11 protein-coding genes and 1 pseudogene are annotated in these 23198 nt (G+C 49.0%); 7 read left to right on the top strand and 5 right to left on the bottom strand.

Translation table 11 applies throughout. The annotated features are described in order from the left end of the window. The 5 genes from tcyC to JMN17_RS18350 all read left to right on the top strand — a co-directional run bounded on the left by tcyC (position 1) and on the right by JMN17_RS18350 (position 4426). Positions 1–744: a cystine ABC transporter ATP-binding protein TcyC gene (gene tcyC, locus JMN17_RS18370; RefSeq protein ID WP_087993057.1), complete on the top strand. Its 744-nt coding sequence runs from the start codon at positions 1–3 to the stop codon at positions 742–744. Between the two features lie 320 nt (positions 745–1064). After that, positions 1065–1712: a YczE/YyaS/YitT family protein gene (locus JMN17_RS18365; protein WP_202328858.1), complete on the top strand. Its 648-nt coding sequence runs from the start codon at positions 1065–1067 to the stop codon at positions 1710–1712. Between the two features lie 120 nt (positions 1713–1832). Further along, positions 1833–2828, top strand: a complete 996-nt coding sequence (locus tag JMN17_RS18360; RefSeq protein ID WP_087993059.1) for a permease — start codon at positions 1833–1835, stop codon at positions 2826–2828. Positions 2829–2840: 12 nt separating this feature from the next. Beyond that, on the top strand, positions 2841–3698 hold the full coding sequence (locus tag JMN17_RS18355; protein ID WP_087993060.1) for a TIGR03943 family putative permease subunit: 858 nt from the start codon (positions 2841–2843) through the stop codon (positions 3696–3698). A 53-nt stretch (positions 3699–3751) separates the two neighbouring features. Continuing rightward, positions 3752–4426, top strand: a complete 675-nt coding sequence (locus JMN17_RS18350; RefSeq protein ID WP_202328856.1) for a 4'-phosphopantetheinyl transferase — start codon at positions 3752–3754, stop codon at positions 4424–4426. On the opposite strand, the gene JMN17_RS18345 is transcribed toward JMN17_RS18350, so the two are convergent. After that, the gene (locus JMN17_RS18345) at positions 4421–5755 is read right to left on the bottom strand and encodes an aminotransferase-like domain-containing protein (RefSeq protein ID WP_202328848.1); all 1335 of its coding nucleotides are present in this window, start codon (positions 5753–5755) and stop codon (positions 4421–4423) included. The two genes, JMN17_RS18350 and JMN17_RS18345, sit on opposite strands and share 6 nt — an antisense overlap. Positions 5756–5879: 124 nt before the next feature. On the opposite strand from JMN17_RS18345, the gene JMN17_RS18340 reads away from it, so the two are divergent. Together JMN17_RS18340 and JMN17_RS18335 are read left to right on the top strand one after the other, a co-directional pair. Beyond that, positions 5880–6818: a DMT family transporter gene (locus JMN17_RS18340; RefSeq protein WP_202328846.1), complete on the top strand. Its 939-nt coding sequence runs from the start codon at positions 5880–5882 to the stop codon at positions 6816–6818. A 53-nt stretch (positions 6819–6871) separates the two neighbouring features. Next, positions 6872–7429, top strand: coding sequence for a YcxB family protein (locus JMN17_RS18335; RefSeq protein ID WP_202328844.1), 558 nt, complete (start codon positions 6872–6874; stop codon positions 7427–7429). A 14-nt stretch (positions 7430–7443) separates the two neighbouring features. Here the strand turns inward: JMN17_RS18335 and JMN17_RS18330 are convergent. The 4 genes and pseudogenes from JMN17_RS18330 to srfAB form a co-directional block, all read right to left on the bottom strand. Continuing rightward, a pseudogene (locus tag JMN17_RS18330) lies at positions 7444–7614 on the bottom strand (MFS transporter); the annotation flags it as partial. Between the two features lie 208 nt (positions 7615–7822). Further along, a complete protein-coding gene (srfAD, locus tag JMN17_RS18325; RefSeq protein ID WP_087993067.1) occupies positions 7823–8551 on the bottom strand; it encodes a surfactin biosynthesis thioesterase SrfAD in 729 nt (242 codons plus the stop codon). A gap of 27 nt (positions 8552–8578) precedes the next feature. Further along, positions 8579–12409, bottom strand: coding sequence for a surfactin non-ribosomal peptide synthetase SrfAC (gene srfAC / locus JMN17_RS18320; RefSeq protein ID WP_202328842.1), 3831 nt, complete (start codon positions 12407–12409; stop codon positions 8579–8581). A gap of 36 nt (positions 12410–12445) precedes the next feature. Further along, positions 12446–23197, bottom strand: a complete 10752-nt coding sequence (srfAB, locus tag JMN17_RS21835) for a surfactin non-ribosomal peptide synthetase SrfAB (protein ID WP_202328840.1) — start codon at positions 23195–23197, stop codon at positions 12446–12448. Between the last annotated feature and the right edge of the window lies 1 nt (position 23198).

Here is a 23198-nt window from a genome sequence, read left to right as displayed (position 1 = left end):
ATGCTTACCGTTACAGGATTAAACAAATCATTCGGTGAAAATGAAATTTTAAAAAAGATAGATATGAAGATTGAAAAAGGGAAAGTCATCGCTATACTTGGGCCTTCAGGTTCTGGGAAAACAACGCTGCTCCGCTGCCTGAACGCGCTGGAGATCCCCAATCGCGGGGAACTTGCATTTGAAGATTTCTCTATCGATTTCTCCAAAAAGGTGAAACAGGCGGATATCCTTCGGCTTCGCCGGAAATCCGGAATGGTGTTTCAGGCGTATCACCTGTTCCCGCACCGCACAGCTCTTGAGAACGTGATGGAGGGCCCTGTTCAGGTGCAAAAACGGAACAAAGAGGAAGTCAGAAAAGAAGCGATTCAGCTACTTGATAAAGTCGGATTGAAGGACAAAATGGATTTATATCCGTTCCAGCTTTCCGGAGGACAGCAGCAGCGCGTCGGCATCGCCCGCGCTCTGGCGATTCAGCCTGAGCTCATGCTGTTTGACGAACCGACCTCAGCGCTTGACCCCGAACTTGTCGGAGAGGTGCTGAAGGTGATCAAGGATTTGGCCAATGAAGGGTGGACCATGGCTGTCGTGACCCACGAAATCAAGTTCGCCCAGGATGTGGCCGACGAAGTCGTCTTCATCGACGGCGGCGTCATCGTGGAACAGGGACCGCCGGAGCAAATCTTCTCCGCACCAAAAGAAGAACGGACGCAGCGGTTCTTGAACCGGATTTTGAACCCGTTGTAAAAAGAAAAACAGGGCGTCAGCGCCCTGTTTCAGATTGTTGACAAAATCCTAAAACGATTTTCGTTTTAGGATTTTGTCATTTTCAGCGTGATTGAAAACCTTTGAAGTCTAGGAAGGGCGAGCATTGGAGCACAGCGAATTTTAAATTCGTGAGCACCGAAGCGCAGGCCTGACAACGAATGCAAGGGTTTGCCAACACGCTGAAACAGGGCGCCTGCGGCGGCCCTGTTTTTTTGTTGATCCCCATTCGCCTATTCCGCCCTTTTGTCAGATGTGCTACAATGACACTCGACTGATTTTTACGAAAGAAGGGACCTCACGTGAAGCGAGAACTTGTGCTGCGCTGGACATTTTATTTTGCCGGTTTGATCATTTTGGCTTTTGGTATATCCTTGACGATAAAAGGAAAAGCACTCGGCATAAGTCCATGGGATGCATTTCATTACGGCCTGTTTCAACACTTCGGGCTTACCGTCGGCCAGTGGTCCATCATTATTGGAGCGCTCATCGTCGGATTAACGTCATTGTTTACGAGGGTTTGGCCAAAAATTGGCGCAATCCTGAACATGGTGCTCATTGGTGTTTTTATAGATTTTTTCAATTTTCTCCTGCCTGCCCCCTCCACTTATACGGGCTCCGTCATTGTCTTCTCTCTCGGCGTTTTGCTGATCGGCTACGGCGTCGGTGTTTATGTATCAGCAGGCCTTGGCGCGGGGCCGCGTGATTCACTGATGATGCTGATTACAGAAAAAACCGGCTGGAATGTGCAATGGGTGCGGAACGGCATGGAAATAACAATCTTGTTTGCGGCTTGGGGCATGGGCGGCCCGATCGGAGTAGGTACTATTTTGACCGCTATCCTCACCGGTATCATTTTGCGCTTTTCATTGCCGCAGTCAATTCAGCTTCTGAATTATGCTGTGGCAAGGCGGACAGCCGCTGTTAAAGCATCTCCGCCTCTGCATTAATCTTTAAACGGACCAGTTCAATGGCCCGTTTTTTTGTTTTCACTCATGTTTTGCAGGCTTGTCTCATAGATTGATACTATCTCTGATGAAAGAGAAATACTAGAGACGGAAGGTATCATGATGGAAGCTCTCCAACACTTTGCAAGACGCTCCTTCAGCATATTGCTCTTTTTCTTTTTACTGTACTGTTTTATTCTGCTTGAACCTAATAAGCTGTCTTTTTCTATTCCGGTTTCACTGCTGAATGTGAATACCATTTTCCTGAGTATTTTGCTAGAATCCATTCCATTTATCATGCTCGGCATCTTTTTTTCTTCTTGCATTGAATTCTTTGCCTCAGATGAATGGATGACCAAATGGATCGTCAAAAACCCGTATGGCGCGATAGGGTCCGCTGTCGTCATCAGTATTCTTTCCCCTGTATGTGAGTGTGCTGTCATTCCGGTGGTGCGCCGGCTCATTCAAAAAGGGCTTCCGCTTCACGTCGGCGCTGTTATCTTAGTTGGAGCCCCTATATTAAATCCGATTGTCATCCTCTCCACCTACTATGCCTTCAGCAAGCATTTGGAAATTGTGTACGCGAGGATTGGGCTCGCCGTCGTCATTTGTATCATCATCGGGCTCATGATGTATTGGATATTCGGAAACAAGAACATGCTAAAAACCCATAAAACAGCTGCCTTGCCGGAACACAGTCATCAGCAGCAAGGAAAACGCTTGAAACCTATCGTCACCCATGCTGTTGAAGAGTTTTTCGATATGGGCCGCTATTTGATCATGGGCGCATTTATCGCCAGTCTGTTTCAAACGTTTTTAAACCGCGGATCTCTCGCTGAGCTGGGGACAAGCGATCTGTCTGGTTCCGCTGTCATGATGGGATTGGCATTTGTCCTGTCACTTTGCTCACATGCGGATGCGTTTGTCGCATCTACTTTTTCAGGCACCTATTCTCACGCTTCCCTCCTCTCCTTCATGCTGTACGGCCCGATGTTAGATTTAAAAAATACGTTTGTGTATGCTTCATTTTTCAAAAAACGCTTTGTGCTTGTATTTTTTGTTGTCATTTCAGCTTCAGTTCTTGCAATAGCCTGGCTTTATGGTTTGATTACCTCATAAAGGATGAGTAAGATGAGACAAAATAAACCGTATTCTTTTGATGCTGTTGTGCGTGGGCTTCTATTAATCGGCTTTGCTTTAATGGCATTTAAACTTTATCTGACAGGACATATTTTGCATTTCATTTCTCCGCGTATGCTTTGGTTTACGAAGTTCTTTATTGTAGCTGCTTTTGCGCTTGGCATACTGTCATTGATCTGGAGAAAACAAGATAGTCCGCACGTGTGCTGCGCATGTGCAAGCAGTCAAACACATTCTCCGTCTCACCCATGGCTGTACAGCTTTTTTCTGATCCCTATCATGACCGGTTTCCTTTTTCCTAACCATGTGCTGACAAAGGAAGTCGCACAGAACAGAATCTTCTCAGCAAACAGTGCCAAGAGTCCGGAAGAGATGAAATCTGATGCTCAAACGCAATCCACTGATGAAGCAGGGACGGCTGCGGTACTGCCAAGCGGGTATGAAAAAGAACTGGCGCGGGAGCTGGAGGGGAAGAATGTCATTCCGATTTCAGATAAGTATTATGTTCCAATAGTCAATCTATTGCTGGAGAATGCAGAAGCGTATGCAGGAAAAGAGATCAGCATGAAAGGATTTGTCTATTATGATGAACAGCTGAATCACTATATCGTTGGACGTTACGGGATATCCTGCTGCATTGCGGATGCCGCGGTTTACGGACTGCCGGCTTCTTTCTCAGAAAATAAAGAGATAAAGGAAGGCGACTGGGTTCAGATCACTGGAAGGCTTGATCTATTCCATAAAAACGGCGAACAGCTTCCCATCGTTTCTGTCACACAAGCGGAAACGATCGATACGCCCAAAAACCCCTATGTATATGAGATCATCGAGGATCTTACTCCGAAGTAAAACAAAATATGATAGGATAGTTTTGACAATCTTTTGCAGACGGAGGATCTAGAATGAAGATTTACGGAATTTATATGGACCGCCCGCTTTCACAGGAAGAGACTGAACGGTTCATGTCATTCGTATCACCTGAAAAACGGGAGAAATGCCGGAGATTTTATCATAAAGAAGATGCTCACCGCACCCTGCTGGGAGATGTGCTCGTTCGCTCAGTCATCAGCGGACAGTATCAGCTGGACAAATCCGGTATCCGCTTCAGCGCGCAGGAATATGGGAAGCCCTGCATCCCTGATCTTCCTGACGCCCATTTCAACATTTCGCACTCCGGCCGCTGGATCATTTGCGCGTTTGATTCACAGCCGATCGGCATCGATATTGAAAAAACGAAACCGATCAGCCTCGACATCGCCAAACGTTTCTTTTCAAAAACGGAGTACAGCGATCTTTCAGCCAAAAATAAAGACGAGCAGACAGACTATTTTTATCATCTATGGTCAATGAAAGAAAGCTTTATTAAACAGGAAGGCAAAGGCTTATCGCTTCCGCTTGATTCCTTCTCGGTGCGCCTGCATCAGGATGGACGGGTATCCATTGAGCTTCCGGACAGCCATTCACCATGCTATATCAAAACCTATGAGGTGGATCCCGGCTACAAAATGGCCGTATGCGCCGCGCACTGTGATTTCCCTGAGGATATCACAATGGTCTCGTACGAAGCGCTTTTATAGATGGCTCATCAGCAGCTTGACGCCGCGTTCAATTTCTTCCGTTTTGACATTGGAAATATTGATTTTTAATAGATTTTCTTTTGGATAATCTGATAAATAATGACGATCTATCGCCTCAAGGAGAACCCCTTGTTGTTTCAGCCTTTGCATCACCCTTGAGGCCGGCAGATCGGGAGGAAGCACCAGATGGGTATGCATGCAGGGCGCCTGCCCGCTGGAAAACGCAAAGCGTCCGCTTCCCAGCTGTCTGTGCGTTTGAATGGCTTGATGAAGCCTCATTGATCGTTCCTTATAGGATTCTCGGATTTTGTCTTTATGCCGGCTGAACATTCCGCTTTTGATATAAATTTCTAACGCTGCTTGAGAAATCACAGAGCTGTCGATGTCGTTCAGCTTTTTATACGTGTGAAACGTGTTAGTCAGCGCATCCGGCAAAACAGCGGCCCCTACGCGAAGGCCTGGAAACATCATTTTTGAGAAACTTTTTAGATAGATGACACGCGAGGACAGATCATATGCGTACAGCGGATCTGCCTTTTTGTTTTCCTCCAGATCACCGAGATAATCATCCTCAACGAGATAGACATCATACGTTTCCGCCAGTCTTACAAGCTCTTGTTTATCACGCTCTGACAAAGAGCAGCCAAGCGGGTTATGGAAGCGCGGCATCGTATAAAACAATTTGATCGATTCTGTCTGAAACAGCCGCTCAATCTCGGTGATATCAAGCCCCTCTTCCGTTCGTTTCACACCGATGGCGGGTATCCCAAGCGCCTCAAGCTGTTCAACCATCAAATGATAGCCAGGCTGTTCAATGGCAATCTTCTCTTTCCCATTTGGAAATGGCATGGCGCAAAGCAGGGATAATGCCTGCTGGACACCTGATGTAATGAAAATGTGCCGTTCGTCCGCAAATACCTGCTGATTGGCCAACAGTTTTTGGAGTACACGAATAAGCGACGGAAGCCCCTTTGGCGTCCCATAAATAAACAAATCGTTTTTGTATGTATCAATCGCTTTGTTGATACAGTGCTGAAAATCAAGATACGGAAACACATCGGGGTCCGGCGCAGATGTGGCAAAGTCGATGGGCCCCGGCTTTCCGCTTTTTAATGTGCCCGTCTTTTTCACAATATAATAGCCGCTTTTCGGAACGGAGTAGATGAGATGGCGCTTTTCGAGCTCCTGAAGTGCGCGGATCACTGTGCTGTTGCTGACTTGATAGCGGGCGGACAGCTGTCGGATGGACGGAAGCCTGTCTCCTTCTTGATAGGCGCTGCTTTGCATCATCTCCTCTATCCTCGTCAATAGAGTCATATATTTCTCCATGCATTCTCCCCCTGTTTTTGTACCGGTACAGTTCATTGTTTTTCTCATTGTACCCTTCTGCTCACAGCCATACAATAAAAGGAGCGACCGGCGCTGCAAATCAGGTAAAGGAGCACCTTCCATTATGTTTAAAAATCAGCAAACCTCCGCTTATATGGCGGCTATCTTATATTCGTTCATTATCGGTTTATCCTTTTTATTCGTAAAAATCGCACTGCAAACAGCCGAACCGTTTGATATTCTCGCGCACCGGTTCACCATTGCGTTTGCCGCGGCCACTGTACCCGTCTTATTCGGCTGGGTAAAGCTATCAATCCGTGTAAAAGACGTCATTGCCATTTTGCCGCTCGCCCTGCTGTACCCGGCGTTGTTTTTCAGCTTTCAGGCATTCGGCCTTGTGCACTCGTCCTCCTCTGAAGCGGGAATTATTCAGGCAGCCATTCCGATTTTCACAATGGTCTTAGCCAGTTATCTATTAAAAGAACGCTCCACGTGGATGCAGAAGGGTTTCACGGTTTTATCCGTTGCCGGCGTTATGTTTATTTTTGTGATGAAAGGCGTCGATGTGGAATCAGCGAGCTTAAAAGGATCTTTGCTGATCCTTTTGTCAGCTTTGTCCTCCGCGATGTATAATACCGCCGCCAGAAAAATGACGCAGCGGTTCAAGCTGACCGAGCTCACCTACATCATGTCAGCCATCGGCTTTGTCGTCTTCAACGCCATCGCCCTTGTTCGCCACGGCGCGGCTGGAACTGTCAGCACTTATTTTCAGCCATTCCAGGAGCCCGGCTTTGTTCTCGCCATTGTGTATTTGGGCGTGCTGTCTTCACTCGTCACTTCGTTTCTGTCCAACTATACACTTTCGAGGATTGAGGCGTTTAAAATGAGCGCTTTTAGTCATGTGTCCACCATCGTGACGATGATTGCGGGCGTGGTGATTCTAAACGAAACTCTTGCCTGGTATCATCTTGTTGGAGCCGTTTGTATTATGATTGGCGTGGTGGGGAGCAATACGAATCTGCAGAAAAAGACAAATCACCATAGGGCCCCTGCAAAAAAATGAGAAATTATGCTAGACTGAAAGGAAAAACATGGTTTGAGGTGTAAGTGTACTGTATGATTCAATATGCTAGTGAAAGTATTAATCTTCCAGGAGAAATTACTTTTAAAGACGTAAGAGAAATCTTTTTTTATCAACTCGGAAAAATCTCATTCTTTTACTTTCTGTTGTTTTGCGCCATTTTTGCTGCAGTTCATTTCATTAACGGATGGCCCCGTATTGTTTATGGCAGCGAAGCGCTTAACTTGTTTGTGAATAGTATTTTGATTATCGTGATGTCAGTTCTGTTTACACTACTGCTCCTCCTTCTTCTATATGTAAAGTTTTCTAGAGCATACAAGAAGAACGAACGGATTAAATCCAAAAGAACGTATACCCTCAATCAAGAAGGAATCCGTATATGTTCTAAAAAGTATGACCTCATTTTTCATTGGAATGAAATCACGGCTGTTTTCGAATATAAGAATATCTTCCGGATCAATACATCCAGCAGCCAATATATTGCGATACCAAAACATTTTTTTCATTCCAAAGAGGAGATGAACAGATTCCGAGGAATTATCCTTAATCATACCGAAACAAAAAAAGTAAAATTCAAAAAGGATCAGCGCTGATAGTGCTGATCCCTTTATAGTGATTGATGCGTTTCTTTTGCCTTCTGTTTATCTAAAAACGGCATCAGCTCTATTCCAGCCGATACACCTACAAACACGATGCACACAACAACAATCAGCAGATAATCATGGGCCTTGTCAAAAAACAACCCGCCCGCATACACGCTGAGAGCCCCGGCGATCCGCCATTGGCAGCATAAAAAATTGAAAGGAATTTCTGAATGAGTTCATTCCTATGGCGAAAACAAATGTAAACAGCAATACAAATCATTCATCCTAGGGACGCGCTCATGTTTCGGCTTGCCTTTGTTTGAGTATTGCGACTATTAAATCATGAAAAAATCCCCACTCCTCAAAAAAAAAAGCGGAACAGCCAGCGCTGTCCGCTTTTGATCATGATTGAATGATCGGATGCTGATTCAAGATCGCAAAAATCCGTTCTGCCACTTCTTCCGTATGTGACAGCAGAAACATGTGCCCGCCGCCAAATTCATGGAATGTGATGTCTTTCGCCCACTTCTTCCAGCCTTCCGCATCCCTAATGCATTTTTCATCATCAAGCCCGTTAAAGACATGAACAGGTGATTGGATTGGGGCGACATCGTGAAGCTCAAATTGCTCAAGAGCCCGGTAATCTGATCTGAAGGAAGGCAGAAAAAAGGACATGACTTCCTTGTTTTCAACGAGCTCCGCGGGCATCCCGCCTAATTTGATAATATGATCGAGAAATTGATCATCAGGCAGATGCGACACTTTCTTCCGCTGAATATGCGGCGGCTGTATCGCAGAAATGATCACCGCCTGAGGAAAGATGCCTTCACGCTCCAGCTTTTGCGCTAGCCTGAAGGTGATCATTCCGCCCATACTGTGTCCGAACAGCACAAACGGCCGATCAGGACGAAGGTTTAATTCTTGCTTGTACAAATCGGTCAGCTTTTCAAGATCCTCAACGGCTGACGTTTGATTCGTGCCGTGTCCCGGCGGCTCGGCAGCGAGCATCTCACACTCCCCTTGCAAAAAAGCATGGAGAGGGCGAAATGATGCCGAGTAGCCGCCGGCAAACGGAAAACAGATGAGCTGCGTTTTTTCCGACGCATCAAATGATTTGAAGAGCTGGCTCATTGGCCGTCTCCTCCTTTCACACTTCATTTAAGAAACCGTTATGGTTTGTGTATTAAGAAATTCGAGCAAAATTCCGGCATTCCTGTCTAGCGTTTCCCCCTGCAGCATTTCAGCGTGTGTTCCAAAACCTCTTTTCACACGGTAAGCACCTGTTGTGGCCTCTTCCCACGATGCAAGCCATTCCGGCATGTCAAAATCAACGCCGGAAGTCAGCAGATCAATATCCGCTTTCACCTGTCCTGTGCTGATCAGGTTCACGTAGTACGAGTAAAAAGCGTGTGTTTTTTGCTTGAGGCCTTGTTTGACGGCTTCGCTGTTGAGCGCTTCATTGTCCCGGTTGACATTCATCAGGACTTCGACATCACTTTCAACCGTGCGCCCGTCCAGATCGCTGACACCTTGTTTTTTATAGGAATCCACCATGATGATCCGCTGAACTATACGGCCTTGTTCCTCAAGCCTTTTGGCAGCTTCAAACGCCAGGCTGCATCCCGCTGAATATCCAAACAATGTTAAAGGCCCTTCCGGCTGAAGCTTCTGGATCAAATCCGCATAGCGGTCAAGCCGGTTTTCCTCCTCAATGAAATCAAAGGCGCACAGTTTATATGACGGCAGGCGGCTGGCCAGGTTTTGGTACATGAGGCCATAGCCCAATACCGGCGGGAATGCGAAAATGATCTGATCTTCCTGATCGGGATTCATGACCGTTACATCCTGCAATCCATCTGAGCCCCCGTTTTTCAAATATGCTGAGATGCCGGCGATCGTCGGTGCATCAAACAAAAGCTTCACCGGTAGATCAATCCCGAGCTCTTTCTTAATGCGGGAAGCGGCGGTCATTGCCTTTAAAGAGTGCCCGCCGAGCGCAAAGAAATCGTCATGAATGCCGATCTGCTGTCTGCTGAGAACTTCAGACCAGATTTGCGCGATCGTTTCTTCCGTCTCGTCTCGGGGCCCGATCCATTCTTCCGCCAGCTGATCCTGATCCGGTTTTGGCAGCAGCCGTTTATTGACCTTTCCATTTGTTGTTAAAGGAAGCTCGTCCAAGAACGTAAAGGTTTGCGGCACCATGTAAGCAGGAAGCTGTTTTTTCAGATTCGCCTTTACGTCCCTAACTGAAAGCTGCGTTCGGTTCACGAGGTAAGCGTTGATTGACGCATCGCCAGACTCATGGCGGTCCGCCACAACGACCGCATCTTTCACACCCGGGTATTCCTGCAGGTGTTTTTCGATTTCTTCAAGTTCAATCCGGTGTCCGCGTATTTTGATCTGGTCGTCAATACGGCCGGCGTATTCAATCGTTCCATCCGGCAGCCAGCGTGCTAAGTCCCCTGTGCGGTAAAGTGTTTCTCCCGGCTTAAACGGGTTCGTGATAAACTTTTGCTTCGTCAGGTCATGACGGTTTAGATACCCTTTTGATACGCCCATTCCGCTGATGCACAGTTCACCAACCGCTCCGAATGGCTGGAGCTGATTTTGCTCATTGAGAATATAAACACTGGCATTGCTGATCGGCTTTCCGATCGGCAATGAGGAAATGGAATCCGGTATATCATGTACAACGTGAGCTGTCGCAAATACCGTGCCCTCAGTAGGCCCGTAGCAGTTAATCAGCTTGCCCGGCCCCATGATCCGCAGCGCTTTTCTGACGTGAGGCACTGACGCCCGCTCCCCGCCGAATAACACGCAGCGAAGCCCCTTCATCCAATCCTCTCCCGCATCGGTGAGTAGGTTAAATAGTGCGGTTGTCGCAAACATGACATTGACATTCTCTTGATGAATCAGATTGGTTAGACGTTCTGTATCAAGCAGCGTTTGTTCATCTGCGATCATCAGCCGTGCCGCATTCAGTATTGAAGCGTAGAAATCAAAGGTAAATGCGTCAAAGGCGTAATTCGAAACAGATAAGAACGTATCTTTTTCAGAAAATGCCATGTAGTCTACATGCTTGACCAATCCTTGAATATTGGCATGAGTGGTGATATTGCCCTTCGGCTTTCCGGTTGTGCCGGACGTGTACATGATATATGCCGGGTCATCGGGTTCAATCGCGATTGCAGGGTCGCTTGCCTGCTCCTCAAACCGAGTTTGATCGTCGATGAAGAGCGTTGTTCCTGTATACGGCAGCTGAGCCGCTTTTTCTTTCATCTCCTGATGTGTCAGCAGGCAGGCTGCCGCGCTGTCAGTCAGCATATACGAAATTCGGTCCTCCGGCAGCTTCGGATCAACCGGCAGATAAGCCGCTCCCGCTTTTAATACGCCGAGAATGCCGATCACCAGTTCAAGCGAACGCTTCGTATACAACGCTACAACGGAGCCTTTGCCCGCGCCTTGCTTTTGCAAACGGCGTGCAAGGCGGTTCGCTTCCTCATCTAATTCGCGATAGGACAGCGTCTGGCCGGAATACGTAAGCGCCGGTGCATCCGGATTGACGTTCACCGCTTCCTTGAACCAATCCGTCAGAGGCTTTGCATCATGAGTTTGAGCCGGCGGGTTTAAGCCGGTTAGTAAAAACGCTCTCTCCTTTTCGTCAACAAGGCTGATCGTGCTGACTGGCTGATCCGGCTTCTCGATCAGCTGCTGAATCGCGGTGAGAAGCTGAGATTTCAAGCGCAGGATAAACGCCTCATCAAACACATTCTCATTATAGGCAAGCTTTATCAGCATCTCATCCCCCGGAGAAGCCATCAGATTGAGATCATAATTCGACTTCTCAAAAACATGTACATCCTCCATCTCAAAGCCGTTTTCACTGTTTTCTTCATTTTTCGCATCCTGAAGCGGATAATTTTCAAAGACAATGATGTGGTCAATCAGTTTTGGCTGATCGGCCTGAGTTTGGATGTCATAAAGCGGCACATATTGATGCGGCTCGGACTGAAGCGATTGCTCCTGCAGCTGCTTGAGCAAACCGTTAAATGTGAGATCCTCAGACAATTTCACACGTCTCGGGACAACGTTGATAAACAGCCCGACCATATGTTCAACGCCTTTGATTTCCGCGGGGCGCCCGGAAACGACTGTGCCGAAGGTCAAATCGCCAGACTGCTGATAGCGGCTGATCAACACGCTCCAAACTGCCTGCAACGCCGTACTTAAAGTGGTATGCTGCGATTTCGCAAGCTCGGCAAAGGCCTTTGTTTCCGCCTCCGGCAGCGAGAAGAGCAGTTCTTTCGGCTCGTATTCGCCCCCTTGTTTCTTTCTTTGCTCCGCAAACGTCGTCTGCCCTTCAAAGTCCTCTAAGTACTCGCGCCAATAACGGAGTGACGCTTGTTTATCCTGTTTTTCGAGCCACTTGACATAGTCCTTATACGGTTTGACAGGCGACAGATTGTACGGCTTTTGTTCGCGCAGGGCATTGTATACCTTAAATAGGTCCTGCACGACGATGCCGAAGCACCAGCCGTCCAAAATGATGTGGTGGTAGGTCCACACCCATTCAAAGCTTTCTTCAGCTTTTTTGAAAATGGCTGCCCGCATGGGGATATCCCGGGTCAAATCAAAGCCCTTGATCTTATCCTGTTCTTTGTATTCATTGATTTTTGCTGTTTGCTCGCTGTCCGTTAAGTGCGTCAGGTCGATTTCTTCTATATGAAACTGGCGTTTTTTCAATACGACTTGGACAGGTCTTTTTACTTTTTCGTGAATGAACACGGTACGAAATACATCGTACCGGCCCATGATCACATTCATGCTTTCTTCAAGGCATTTGATATTCAAGCTGCCTTTCACTTTCATCGTAATTTGTTCAAGGTAAAAGCTCTGGCCGGGATTCAGGATGGTATGAAACAGCATCCCTTCCTGCATCGGCGATAGATAATACATATCTTGAACCTGATCCTTGCTAAATTGACTCATATGCTTCGCTCCCGCCTCCTGTAATTCCCTTGCGTCTTATTTTAAATTCTCCTCAAGCATGTCAAAGATATCGCCCATTTCGTCCATTTCAAGATCATCGGCGCTGAAGTCGCTTGGCGTGAACTCCTTGTCCTCTTTTTCCGTGCAATGGCGGATCAGCATCAGGAGGTTTTCTTTAAACCGTTCCATTTGCTCCTCGACTGTAGCTCTTTCAAACTCCTTCTCATTGTAGGAGCAGGAAAGCACAAACCGGCCGTTTCTGATCATGCCGCTGAAGCTTAAAGCGTACAGCGCTTCTGATTCTTCGCTTACCTGACGCCCCATATCGAAAACGGACGGCTCAAAAAAGTCGGTTTTTACATCACTGTCGAATTGGCCTAAATAGTTAAAGCTGATCTCTGGCGTAAAGCCCTTGGTTTCCGCTGTTTCTGTGACATAACGGAGAATGCCGTAGCCAACACCTTTGTCCGGAATGCGGCGCAGGTTTTCTTTGACTGATTTGATCACGGCTGAGGCGTCTGCTTCAGATATGTCGAGCACAACAGGATATTGTGCGGTAAACCAGCCGACCGTCCTGGAGATATTCACATTCGGGATGATGTCCTCCCGTCCGTGTCCCTCCAGGTTTATGCCGATTTTGGCATCTTCTGTCCATTCTTTCATCGTTAAACCGAGCGCGCTGAGAAGAATATCATTGATTTCGGTTCCATATGGCTGATGAACATCTGTTAAGAGATGTTTGGTGTCTTCTTCCGTTAATTCACAGAGGACGGATGAGGTATGTTTGACAATCCGCCGCTCTGTTTCGTAGTCCTTCGGCACAGGAGAAACTTGTTCAGCGTCCATTTGCGCCCAGTAATCAGCCTGTTGTAAAAGATCTGCTGATTGGCTGAATGCCGCCAGTTCTTCCGCCCAGTCCTTGAAGGAGTTTGTTTTTTGCGGGAAGACAATGTTCTCTTCTTTCTCAGCCTGCACGTAGCCTGAAGCAAAATCTTCAAGTAAAATCCGCCATGATACGCCGTCGACCACGAGATGGTGTACAGCGATGAGCAGGTGATCGCCAGCTTCCGTACGGTATTGCTCGGCTTTCAGAAGCGGTCCGTTTTGCAGATCGAGACTGCTTTGCAGCCTGTCCGCGAGAATCTTGATCTGGCTTTTCAGCATCTCTTCATCAGTGCCGTACAAATCAACGATCTCGAAGCTGACCTTGCTTTCACTGATCGGTTTATATGCTTGAATGATGTCCCCGTTTTCCTCACGATAAACCATGCGGAGCGCGTCATGATGTTCAATCAGCGCCTGCAACGTTTTCTCCACCCGTTCAGGATCAAAACCCTTCGCGGCGTGAAGCATCACCGATTGGTTCCAGTGGTGCTTGTTTGTGAAGTTCTTTTCAAAGAACCAGCGCTGAATCGGCGTCAGAATGGCTTCGCCTTCCACAGGCCCTTGGTCCGCCTGTTTGCCTTCGGCACGCTCCACGTATTGGGTGAGCTCCTCGATTGTCGGGTGCTGGAAGAGATCTTTCATTTCCAGCTTCCAGCCGTGCTGATTCAAGCGGCTCGCCATTTGGATTCCTTTGATGGAATCTCCGCCGAGTGAGAAGAAATTGTCACTGACACCGATCTCCGGAATACCGAGCACGTCCTGCCAAATGCCGGCAAGCAGCTCTTCCATGTCGGTTGTCGGCGCTTTGTATTCCCCGCTCCCCGCTTCGATGTCCGGCTCAGGCAGGGATTTGCGGTCTACTTTGCCGTTTGCCGTAACCGGAAGTTCATTTAATGTCACCCAGAACGCCGGGATCATGTAATCCGGCAAGGTTTCTTTCAGTGCTGATTTCAGTGCTTCTATGTCAGCTGTTTCCGGTGTCACGTACGCCGCGATCGCTGTATTGCCGCCTTTATCTTTGACAGCTGTCACCGCCGCATCCTGCACCTCAGAAAGCTGGGCGAGCTGGACTTCGATTTCTGACAGCTCGATCCGGTAGCCGCGGACCTTGACCTGCTGGTCGATCCGGCCGATGTATGCGATGCCGCCGTTCACCCATTTCACCAAATCGCCGGTGCGGTACATGCGTTCACCCGGCACAAACGGATCGGCGACAAACCGCTTCGCGGTTTCATCTTCCTTGTTCAGATAGCCGCGCGCCAATCCGCGTCCCGCTACGCAAAGCTCTCCGGCCACGCCTTCCGGCTGCACTTGATTGCCCTCGCCGAGAATGTATACTCTCGTATTGGCGATTGCACGCCCGATGGAAAGTGAGTCTTCCTCGGGATTGATCTCTGTGCTTGTGGCGACGACTGTGTTTTCTGTCGGCCCGTAGTTGTTGACGAGCGTGTACGGCCGTTTGACCGCGCGCTTCAGCTTGTCTCCTCCGGTCAAGAGGACGCGGAGTGACGTGTTCTCAAGCTCCATGAACTGTTCCGCCAGCTGCGTCGGCAGGAACGTGATCGTCACGCCGTTCGTTTCGAAATAGTCGTTCAGGCGGACGATATCGAGGCGGATCGCTTCATCAATGACGTGAAGTTCGGCGCCGATTGTCCACGTCGGGAACATCTCCCAAATGGAGGCGTCGAATCCAAAGCCCGCGTACTTCGCACTGCGGTCCTCCGCTGTCATGCTGAACGCGTCATGGTGCCAAAAGCACAGGTTCACAAGCGCATGGTGCTCAACCATGACACCCTTCGGCTGACCGGTCGTTCCTGACGTGTAAATCATGTACGCGAGGTTCTCCGCTTTTGTAGCTGTGAGCGGATCTTCCTCGTCGTTTTCATCAAGCGGCAGGCTCAGAATCGTGCGGTCGCCGTCAAGAAGAATGACCTCTCCCAAGAAGCTATCCGGTACTGAAATGCCTTCCTGTTTCAAGAGAATCTTCGCGCCGCTGTCTTGTAAAATGTAGTCAATCCGCTGATCCGGATAGTCAGGATCAATCGGCACAAACGCCGCCCCCGCCTTTAAGACGCCGAGCACCGCGGCGGCCATTTCCAGCGACGGCTTCGTGAGAACGCCGACGCGCTCATCCGCGCTGATACCGCAGTCGATCAAAATCCGGGCAAGACGATTCGCCTTGGCATTCAGCTCGCCGTACGTCCACGACTGGCCGTTGTATGTGACAGCCGGGCGGTCTTTGTGGCGCTGAGCCGTTTCTTCGAATAGCTGATGAACGGTTTTGTCTGTCGGCACAGGCAGCGTGTTGCCCTTCCAGGCCTCAAGAAGCGTTTGTTTTTCTGTTTCGGTGACGAGTGACAGGCTGGAAAGCGGCTGGTTCGGATCTTCCGCAACAGCCTTCAGTAAACGCAGAACATATTCGCTCCATTTCTCAGCCGTTTCTTTTGAGAACAGATCAGTCGCATATTCGAGCTGCAGGCCGATGCCGTTTTCATCAGTAAATCCGCCTAATGTCAGATCAAACTTAGACGTTCCTTGATGGGACTCGTAAGGTGAAATGCTTAGATTCTGCAATGCGAGCTGTTCTTTATCAGGATTTTCTGTCGTCACCATTACGTTAAACAATGGATTTCGGCTCATATCCCGAGGGAGATCAAGCTGATTGACCAAATCCTCAAACGGATATTCATGATGCTCCAGCGCTGACAGGTTCGTCTGCTTCGCTTGCTCGAGGAGCTCTGTAAATGTTTGCTGTTCTTCCGCTTCCATTCTTAAGGCAAGCGTATTAACGAACATTCCCGGCATGTCTTGGACATCAGCATTCGTCCGGCCGGCAGTAACGGAGCCGATGACGATATCACGCTGTCCGGAAATTTTGCTTAAAAAGACGTGGAAAACAGCGTGAAGCACCATGTGCAAGGTCGTCCCAGTTTCCGAGAGCAGTTTTTCTACCGCCTTTGCCGTCTCACTCCCCGTACGGAAACGGACCGTGTCCCCTTTAAAGCTTTGCACAGGCGGACGGGCGTAATCGAGCGGAAGATCAAGCTCAGGCAGCTCGCTTGAAAGAACCGAGAGCCAGTACGCTTCATGCTCCTTCATCCGCTCCTTCTGCTCCGCTTCATTTTGCCAAACGGCGAAATCCTTATAATGAAGCGCCGGCTCCGGAAGCTGATCTCCTTTGTAAAGCAGTGCCAATTCTTTTACAAAAATGCCTCTTGATACGCCGTCTGCGATAATATGATGCATATCCAACAGCAGCAAATGTTTTTTCGCTTCAATTCGAAGCAATGCCGCGCGAATGAGCGGTGCATCGTTTAAGTCGAATGGCTGGATAAATTCCTTGATTTTTTGTTCCGCTTCATCTTCTTCCGCTTCAAACACGTGAAGATCAATCGCCGCCTCCTCCATAATGCGCTGAACAGGCTCACCATTTGCTTCTACAAATGACGTACGCAATGACTCGTGGCGGTTCACAAGCTGATTGAGCGAGTCGCGCAGACGAGAAATATCAAGCTCGCCTTCCATCAGAAGAACAGATGGCATGTTGTAGCTAATCGTCTGCCGGTCAAGCTGATTCAGTACATACATCCGTTTCTGTGCGGATGACAGTGGGTACATCTCCTGTTTGTCAGCCGGTTTGAGAAAGTGATGGGCGCCTGAAACCGCCGACGCCTCCATATAAGCCGCCAGCTGGCGGACAGTCGGCTGCTCGAACAAGGCTTTAAGCGGTACGGTTTTCCTCAATTCGGCCTGAATATTGGCGATGAGCATCATCCCTTTTAATGAATGGCCGCCTAAATCGAAGAAATCGTCATCGATGCCGATCGCTTCTATGCTAAGCGTTTTCTCCCAAATGCGGCATAGGCTCTCTTCAAGCGCTGTTTCCGGTGCGGCTGAGGCCCTGCGTACGGATTGTGCCGCATTCGGCTTTGGCAATGCGTTTCTGTCGCTTTTCCCGTTTGCGGTCAGCGGAATGGCGTCCATCTGCACAAAAAAAGCAGGAATCATATGAGACGGCAGTGTTTGTGAAAGCTGGTTCCGGAGCTCTGCTTTTTCAATGGCTTGCTCCGCCGTATAATACGCGCAAAGCTCTTGAAGCCCGCCCTCGGAAACCGCCAGCACAACCGCTTCTTGAATGTCGCTGAGGCTGAGCATGACCGTTTCAATTTCCTTTGGCTCAATGCGATAGCCGCGGATTTTCACCTGATCATCAGCCCGGCCGATAAATTCAAGTGTACCGTCAGAAAGTCTCCGCACGACATCTCCGGTTTTGTACATGAGGCTGCCCGGTGAATATGGATTTTCAACAAACCTCTCCGCCGTCAGCTGAGGCCTGTTGAGATACCCTCTCGCAAGCCCCTGTCCCGTGATATAGAGCTGGCCGCTCGCTCCCGGAGGCACAAGCTTTAATGCTTCATTTAAGACAAGCGCGCCGGCATTCGCAATCGGCTGTCCGATTGTCGGGCGTTTCGCGAACGCATCCGGTTCAGATAGATCAACCCGTCCGGCGATGGCGCCGATCGTTGCTTCAGTCGGGCCGTAGTGATTGATAAATTCGGTATGTCCGTACACCTTGCGGAAGGCGAGAACATCAGCCGGAATGATTTTTTCTCCTCCCAAGACAATCAAGCGCAAGGATTTAAAGTTTGGCTCTTTTGTAAAGCTGGCCGTATTCACCATCGTATGGAACAGAGACGGTGTCAGTTTGATATAAGTGATCCCGTGCTCCTTGATATAACGCCCCATTTCATCCGGCGCCGTATAGGTTTCCTTCGGCACGATGTGGAGCTCGCCCCCTGCCAGAAGCACAGGGAACACGCTCGTATAGCCCAGATCGAATGCGTAAGACGAAAGCAATACAGTCTTATCGCTTTCCGTTAGAACCGCCTCTTCACTAAACCAAGAAACATAGTTTGTCAGATTGCGATGCTCGATCTGCACGCCCTTCGGCTTCCCGGTCGTACCGGACGTATAAATGACGTATGCAAGATTATGAGACCCGGAGATCGGTGAGGGGCGCTCCTTACTCGCATTTCTCCATTTCGCGTCATCAAGGTTGACGATTGTTCCTTCATATTGCCCAATGGCCGTCATGTTTCTTTCGTTCACGACCGCAATTTTCGCTCCGCTGTCCTCTAGTGAATAACGGATTCGTTCTTCAGGCGTATCAGGATCAATCGGCAGGAAAGCCGCCCCCGCTTTCATGACACCAAGAATCGATACCATAACCTCAGCTGACCGATCCATGACAATCGCGACGATGTCTTCACGCCCTGCCCCTTGCGCGCGAAGATGATGCGCCAGCTGGTTCGCCTGTTCATCAAGCTCGCGATAGGTCAGCAGATTTCCCCCAGACCTTACCGCAGGATGATCAGGTGTTTGTTGGGCCTGTTTTTCGAAAAGAGCTGCAAAGGTTGCTTCAGTCTTTTGAGTCATATGCCTTTCTTCAAGCAAAGCAGCCGTTTCTGCTGGTGAAAGTAAGTCTGCATCAGACAGCCGGACGTTCGGATTAGCCGCGGCCGATTTGATGATATTGACAAAGTGGCTGCTCCAGCGGCGGATCGTCTCGTCCTTAAACAGGGCAGTCGCATAGTCAAAGCTTAGGCCGATATCCTCTTCACGCTCGACTGCTTCCAAGGAGAGATCAAATTTCGCGACGTGATGAAGCATGGAATACGAAGAAATCTTCAAATCTCCTAATCTCAATGAAGGAATCTCCATATTCTGCATGTTGAACATCACGCTGAACAGCGGACTTCGGCTGGTATCCCTTGTAAGCGGAAGCTTTTCAATCAGCTCCTCAAGCGGATAGCTCTGGTGCTCGAAAGCTTGAAGGCTGGCTGTTTTGACCTCTTCAAGGAATTGCGCAAAGGTTTTATCCCCCGCAGGCGCCGTTCTTAATGCCACCGTGTTGACAAACATGCCCGGCACACCTTGCAGATCAGGATGTGTTCTTCCCGCAGTCGGCGAGCCGACAATGATATCGTCCTGTGACGCGTACTTAGAAAGAAGGACATTGAACGCCGCCAGCAAAAACATGTACATTGTCGTATCCGTTTCGGCCAAGAGTGTCTTAATTTGAGCCGTCATCTGTTTATCAAGCCCGAACATCACGCGCTCTCCTTCAAAGCTCCGTTCAGCAGGCCTCTCGAAATCCGCCGGAAGATCAAGAATCGGCAGCTCGCCTTTAAAGGTATCGAGCCAGTATGCTTCATCCTTTTGAAGATCAGCCTGTTCCTTATGCCAAACAGCGTAATCTTTATAGTGAATCTGCGGCTGCTCAAGATCAGCGCCTTGATACATTTTGGCGAGATCACCGATCAGAATGCCTGTTGAACTGCCGTCAGTAATGATATGGTGCATATCAATGAGCAGCAGGTGGCGTTCTTCTTCAAGCTGGACAAGCTTCGAACGGACGAGCGGCGCGCGGTTTAATTCAAACGGCTGAATAAACGCTTTGATTATCTCTTCCGCATCTTCTTCCCGTCCCTTGGCAGCCTCCAGCTGGAACGATATGTTTTTATGAATGGTTTGTACAACCTCTCCGTCGATCATGTCAAACGATGTACGGAGAATTTCGTGCCGGTTGATTAATTGCTGAATCGCGTTTTCAAGCCGGTCTTTCTCTACTTCTCCCTCCAGCAAAAGTACAGCGGGGACGTTGTAGCTTGTGTTTGCTTGTCCAAGCTGATTGAGGATATACATTCTCCGCTGGGCTGGGGATACAGGATAATGCTGCTGATAAGGTGCTTGCCTGATCGGTTCAAACGTCTGCTCCTCCTTGCCTTCGTTCTCTTCCAAATACAGCGCCAGTTCTTGAATGGTCGGCTTTTCAAAAAGCACTTTTATCGGCACTTCCTTATGAAATTGCTCTTGGATTTTCGCCGTCATCATCATCGCTTTCAACGAATGGCCGCCGATCATAAAAAAGTTATCGGTAACGCCTGCTTTGACGCCGAGAATCCCTTCCCAAATCTCCGCTAATTTCTTTTCACTCTCTGTCTCTGGTGCTGCGTATTCCCGCTGTACAGCTTCTGATTGAGGCGCAGGCAGTTCTTTTTTGTTGATTTTTCCGTTCGGCGTGAGCGGCAGGCTGTCCATCTGAATCAAATGGGCGGGAACCATATAATCAGGCAAAGCCTGAGACAGCGTTTTTCTCAGCTCGCTCACAGATACTTCGCGGTCCGCCGTAAAGTACGCGCAAATTTCATTTTCATCCGCTTTGTTCTTGCGGATGATCACCGCAGCCTCTGTCACATGATCCGCCATGTTCAGTTTTGCTTCAATTTCGCCAAGCTCAATTCGGAAGCCGCGCACCTTCACTTGATTGTCGATTCTGCCTAAAAACTCGATATTCCCGTCCGGCAGCCATCTCGCCAAGTCGCCAGTGCGATAAATCCTTTCACCCGGTCTGAACTGATCTTCGAGAAATTGCTTCTCCGTCAGTTCAGGGAGATTGACATATCCTCGCGCTACACCAATTCCTCCGACGCACAGCTCACCCGGCGCGCCAATTGGCTGCAGACGCTGCTGTTCATCCATGATGTAGGCAGTTGAATTTCCGATAGGCTTCCCAATTGGAATAGAGCCGCTGTACTCACGGTCGATCAGAAAACTTGTTGAAAATGTCGTGTTTTCTGTCGGGCCATATCCGTTCCACAACGAAAGCGACGGCGATGCCTGTTTCACTTTGCTGACGATATGCGGCACGAGCGCGTCTCCGCCGATGATTAAATGGCGTAATGTGCCGAACATGCCGGCGTCCTTTGCGGCAAGCTGGTTGAATAAAGGTGATGTCAGCCACATGGTCGTGATTTTCTGTTCACGCAGGAAGGCCGCAAATGGTTTGGCATCAAGCAGCGTCTCTTTTTTGACCGGATAAAGCGCTGCGCCATTCAGCAGTGCGCCGAATACCTCAAAGGTGCCTGCATCAAAACTGACAGCTCCCGTTTGCGCCATGCGGTCCTCCTCGTGAACAGGAACGTAACCGGCATTTTTGACGAGGCGCAAGATGCTTTTATGTTCAATCATGACGCCCTTCGGTTTGCCCGTCGAACCAGATGTATACATGATGTATGCCAAATCAGACGGCGAGGATGGCAGATTGAGATTGTCAGCCGCTTCGCTCTCTTCAAAACCGCTGTCCAGTGTAAGAACCGGCACTTGCAGCTGATGCGCCTGCTCTGTATAAGACTTTCCGGCCAATACCATGCGAATCATGCTGTCCTCCGCCATGAAACGTAGACGGTCCTCAGGAAGCGCCGGATCAAGCGGCACATAGGCGGCGCCTGCTTTTAACACAGCCAGCATACCGACAACGGTTTCTGCCGAGCGGTCGTTCATAATCGCGGCTGTTTCCCCTTTGTGAAGACCTTGTTTGACAAGCTTTCTCGCCAGACGGTTTGCCGCTGCATTCAGCTCACGGTATGTCAGCTCGGCTCCTTCATATACAACGGCAGGGCTTGCCGGTGTCCGTTGCGCTTGCTCTTCAAACACTTGATGAACGGCCACCCCTTCAGGGAATTCGGCTTTTGTCTGGTTAAACACCTCGACCATTTGCCGCTGCTCTTCGTCTCTCACAAGCCCGTACTCACGCACATAAGCGTCCGGCTGATCGACAGCCGCTTCCATCATGCGGGTGAGGTGCTCCGCTGTCCGTTCGATAAAATCGGAATCAAAGGCGGCTCCGTTATATTTGATTTTGACGGTCCACGTTTTGCCCGGATATACAATCAGGTTGAAGTCGAAGCTTGTTTGCTCAAATGCGCTTTCTACCTTGATAGAAAATCCGAGGCGGTCTTCCATGCTGCCATTTTCAAGCTCTTGATCAAGCGGATAATTTTCAAACGCGACCAAATGGTTCAAGAGATTGCCATCAAGGGCTGAGCGTTTTTGAATCTCATATAGCGGCACGTAATCGTAGCGCTCCGCCTCTACCGCATGCTGCTGGACAGCTGAGAAAATATCAGCAAAAGCTGCATCACGATCAACTTTTACCCGCACCGGAATGGTGTTGATAAACAGCCCCGCCATCGTTTCAATCCCGTTGATTTCAGACGGCCGTCCCGATACGACCGTGCCGAAGACAACGTCATTCGCAAAGTTGTATTTGCTGAGAACAATACCCCAAACAGCCTGAAACAGGTTGGGCCCTGTCACTTGGTGACGGTTTGCAGTTTGCTGAATGCGGGCAACCAGTGTTTCGTCCCATGTAAATGAGTATTCTTTATTGACATACTCGTCTTTTTTCTCAGGCAGGCGGCCCGGAAGCACGCTCGGCTGTTCAAAACCCGCCAAGCGTTCGCTCCAGTAGCTCTCTGCTTCTTCATTGTCTTGTTTTCCGAGCCACTTGATGTAGTCGGAATAAGGTTTGCCCTGACTGTTTGCCGGTGTCCGGCCTCCTCTGAGCGCCTCGTAGTTTTGGAACAGGCTTTTCATGAGCACGCCCATGCTCCAGCCGTCCATCATAATATGATGATTGCTCCAGACAAGATACAGCTGATCTGCGTCAAGACGGAAAACCGCCACCTTGAACAACATGTCTTTTGCCAGGTTAAAACCTTGGCGCTGCACATCTTGTTTATAACGCTCAATGTGCTCTTTCTGGCGGTCTGCGTCCGCATGACTAATATCTTCATAGTGCACCTTTGTTTTGCGTTCAGCTAACACAACCTGACGCGGTTTTTGCAGCTGCTGATGCACAAATACCGTACGGAGAATATCATAAGACCGAATCAGTTCATTGACGCTTTTCTCAAAGATTTCAAGATCAAAAGCACCGTGAATCCCAAGCTCTAATTGTGTGAAGTACGAGGAAGAATGCGGATCAAGCATCGCATGATACAGCATTCCCTCCTGCATTGGTGTCAGTGCGTACACCTTTTGAATCGACTTTTTGCTCATA

It is taken from the genome of Bacillus sp. RHFS10, from assembly GCF_016757475.1.
GTDB classification, from domain to species: Bacteria; Bacillota; Bacilli; order Bacillales; family Bacillaceae; genus Bacillus; species Bacillus subtilis_G.
The sequence above is the reverse complement of the archived record's forward strand: the minus strand, read 5'-3'. Positions and strand labels throughout refer to the sequence as shown.